General features: G+C 57.5%; 4 protein-coding genes and 1 pseudogene. 4 read left to right on the plus strand and 1 reads right to left on the minus strand.

What is annotated here, in order from left to right:
- From ACH196_RS37795 to ACH196_RS37805, 3 genes and pseudogenes are all read left to right on the plus strand, one after another.
- Positions 1 to 272 (plus strand): annotated as a pseudogene (locus tag ACH196_RS37795) (hypothetical protein); the annotation flags it as partial.
- Positions 273 to 342: 70 nt separating this feature from the next.
- Positions 343 to 585 carry a hypothetical protein gene (locus tag ACH196_RS37800; RefSeq protein ID WP_396651942.1) on the plus strand — a complete coding sequence of 81 codons (243 nt, stop codon included), beginning with the start codon at positions 343 to 345 and terminating at the stop codon, positions 583 to 585.
- Complete coding sequence (locus ACH196_RS37805) at positions 582 to 821, plus strand: hypothetical protein (RefSeq protein WP_396651943.1); 240 nt, start codon at positions 582 to 584, stop codon at positions 819 to 821. Before ACH196_RS37800 ends, ACH196_RS37805 begins: the two co-directional genes overlap by 4 nt.
- Before the next feature lie 597 nt (positions 822 to 1,418).
- Here ACH196_RS37805 and ACH196_RS37810 read toward each other — a convergent pair.
- The gene (locus ACH196_RS37810) at positions 1,419 to 1,724 is read right to left on the minus strand and encodes a DUF1236 domain-containing protein (RefSeq protein ID WP_396651944.1); all 306 of its coding nucleotides are present in this window, start codon (positions 1,722 to 1,724) and stop codon (positions 1,419 to 1,421) included.
- 752 nt (positions 1,725 to 2,476) lie between these two features.
- On the opposite strand from ACH196_RS37810, the gene ACH196_RS37815 reads away from it, so the two are divergent.
- The gene (locus ACH196_RS37815) at positions 2,477 to 3,130 is read left to right on the plus strand and encodes a BA14K family protein (RefSeq protein ID WP_396651945.1); all 654 of its coding nucleotides are present in this window, start codon (positions 2,477 to 2,479) and stop codon (positions 3,128 to 3,130) included.
- Positions 3,131 to 3,469: the final 339 nt, after the last annotated feature.

Genomic DNA, 3,469 nt, shown 5'->3' on the forward strand with positions numbered 1-3,469 from the left:
CCGACGCGGAAAGCTCAAGGGGCGCATCGCAAAAGTGGGAACACAACGTATCTGGCTCGTCAGCCTATCCCACGCCTCAACAGGAATCCGGACAGGAGAGTCATCATGAAAACACGATCGAGATGGCTTTCGCCAAGCTCAAACACTGGCTGCGCAAGGCCGCGGCCCGAACCTATGACGATCTCTGGCGCGCTATCGGCAACGTATGCGACCTCTTCAGCCCAGATGAATGCTGGAACTATCTGAGAGCCACAGGGTACGTTGCACATTAATCGCCCGTTTCTCTAAGCATCCTTTCAAGCCGTGACGCGTTGTGGCCCTCACGAAGCGAAGGGACATCGCTTGGAGCAGGAAAACGTGAGCAGACGCGCTGAAGACTTCATGGACGAATGGCTCGACGCCAACATCGCCCCACGGTACTTAAACAACCCAGAGCAGGCTGTTCCGATCCTCGCCAAGCAGTGCATTGCCGCAGCAAGGAAAAGCGGCCTTTCGGTTGAGGAAATTGAGGAGGTCGTCTGCGACATAGAAGAGGCGATCAGAGATGAGCTGACCGTCGCCGCGTCGAAAGGCGAAGCCGCATGAGCGCTACGAAAGAGTTCTTCACGATCTGGCTGCAAGAGAACGTCGGCAATCTCCCCACTGAAAGCGAGGTGAGCACTGCGGTCCTCGCGCAGCAATTCGAGCAAGATGCCGACGCGGCTGGCTATGGCCGTGAGGTGCGCGAAGACGAAATTGGCAACGTTGAGAGCGCCATACAAATGCATTGGAGAAAGCGAGGACGGGCGAAGACGATCATCCCAAGGTCGCTGTCGATGTGAATGATCTGGCACCCGTCATGGAAGCGCTGGAAGTAGACGATCCCAAGAGTGGGCCGTGAGCCATAGCCGACATCGGCGCTCGTGCGGCTGTCGTGGGCGCTGAGATCGGCCCTCAGGTGACGTGGTCGCCATCGAAACGTGTCGAAATAGAAGACCGGCGTGCAACACCCTTGATCCGCGGAGGAGAGTAGTGTCCGGGAGGTTCATGCGTAGGCAGCAGACGGTTTTTCAACGATTCGATAGTTGAGCTCGAATCAATATTCTCAATTCGCGCTAGATCACTCACGGTCGTTCCGTAGGTGGCTCCGCACTCAGGAGCGAGCCATAGTCGACCACTTTCGATTCTATGACAATGCCATCGGCTATTTCAAGAAAGCCGATCGCACTCTCCGGTATCGGCCTGGGTCGAACGTCCGCCTGGCAACGAAGATGTTGCAACACGAGATATCGAGCGGCCTCTATGTCAGGTGCCCCGACATAGAGGATACGGTCATCGAATCGAAACTCCCATCCGAGTTGCAAGGGAATCTCCTTCACAAGAAACGTGCTCAAATCTCGGCCCCTCAACCGAGATTGGAGGCATAGGGAGTAACGTGATCAATTGATCACGTGCACGACTTTGCGCGTGCCGGGGTCCACCAGAACCGTCTTGTTGTCGATGACGACATAGTCGTACTTGACGTCGGGCACTTCGAGCTTGTGCAGCTCGACGGTCTCGGGGAGCGCCGTACCGACGTTGAGTTCGACGCCGGGTACGCTGATGGAAGCCAACGGCTTCTTCTTCACGTACTCGCGGATGACGGTTTCCTGTTCCGGCTTGATGATGACGTCCTGGGCCATCGCGTAGCCTGCAAATGCAGCCAGGGCCATGCCAGCTACTGCGCTTGTCAGATAGGTCTTCATAACAATTTCCCTTTTTGAGGACGATAAATGCTTCGATCCCGTCGAAGCTGCGGACCAACGACGCCTGAAGCTGGATGTTCCTCAATGGGCCTTCAGGCCCATGCCGCGTGGGACTTAAGTCCCAGTCGTCGCAGCAAAGGTCTAATGAAAACCGTGCCTTGGAACGTTCGCGAGTCGTCTGCCGTTTGCTGACCAACTAATGGAGGCACCCATGGACAACAGCGTTTATCAAGCACGGTGGCTCTTTTATCCGGTGATGGCTGCAGGCTTTGCGTTTCTTGGCTTTGGGATGATTGTCAGTTGAGTTCGGAGTTTCACAGATGCGCAGGTCCTGTCCCTCACTGCGCACTCGGGCCTTTCAGCCACCAGGCTGAAGGGTTGTTACCCGTCGCCGGGCCTCTCACAATCTCGTCTCGGCGGCGGGTGCATCTTGGAGGCTGGCGAATGCAGGCTCGTCGCGAGACACAGGCATTTCGGCCGGATGAGGTCAGGCTCTTGCAGGAATGCTACGACGCGATCGTGGTAAAGCACGACCTTGAAGCCCGAGCGGAGAGGTCGGATGAAATTGCCAGTGCCCTCATCCTTGCGTTCCAGCGCGGGGTTAGGGAGAGAGAACTCATAAAGTTGGCAGACTTAGCGGAGCCCAGCGTATCTTCTGCCCGATCTCATGGTTAATGACGCATGTCCACCTTCGGAACCGCGCATGCGGCTCCGCATTCTCACTGGTGAAAAGGCGAGATCGAGGTGTGAAAATGAAAGTCTTCCTGGCGACGTTGAGCGGCTTCATACTAACACTCGCGATATTCGCCGCCGGGGCTATTTTCGCCATTTACTTCACGAGCGCCGAGCCTGTCCCAGTCTGGACGGTTGACCAGGGGGCGTCCTCCGCATGGACTGTCGAGCCAGTTTCGGCCTCTTCCGCGCCCTTCCAGCGCGTACCCGCGAGACCAGCGACACCTTCCTCCACACCCTCTGTAGCAGCAAAGAATACAGATGCGCCGCCTCTCGACGTAATCACAACGGGTGCGCTTACAAATGAGAAACCCGAAGCTCCGCCTGAACCAACAGCCTCTGAGGAGGCAAGCTTGGCACATGTTCAATGGTGCTTGGAGCGTTATCGATCCTACCGGCGCGAGGACAACAGCTACAGATCCTACAGTGGAAGCCAACGGGAATGCGTCTCTCCCTTCAATAAAACGTTGAGTAGTCAAGACGATGAGCAGGTCGACACATTCGGAGCAACATCCGATCGGCCCCAGGTTGGATTCGCTGTGTATGAGGAAGGACCGCCGACCTACCTCACGCCTCGGCATATAGCATCGTGCTTCGCGCGCTATCGCTCGTACCGCCCTGAGGATAACTCTTACCAACCTTACCGTGGTGGACCGCGCCGTCAGTGCGACTAGACCGAAATGGTCGGTGGCCGAACGCGATTCGTTTTGGCGAGCAGTCGCGCACAAGTAGCCAGTCACTCCACGTCGGGGACGGTCCCGTGCTGAAACAAGATCGTCGATCGTGTCCCGCGAAGTGGTGTAGCTCGGCGGTAGCCTAGCCGCGAGCGAGCGCGCCATTCAAACAGCGCTGTAGCAAAGCGAGCGGCTGGTCGGGCGGTCATCGATGTCAATGGCGGCGCAAAACCAGGCCGTTGGGCGGCGCAAAAGTAGGCCACTTGGGCCGGCAAGCGGGGAACGGCGGGAGGGCGTAGCCCGACCACAGTTTGCCGCTTGCGGCGTCGGCGATTCCCT

The organism is Mesorhizobium sp. IMUNJ 23232 (genome assembly GCF_044326205.1).
Classification (GTDB): domain Bacteria; phylum Pseudomonadota; class Alphaproteobacteria; order Rhizobiales; family Rhizobiaceae; genus Kumtagia.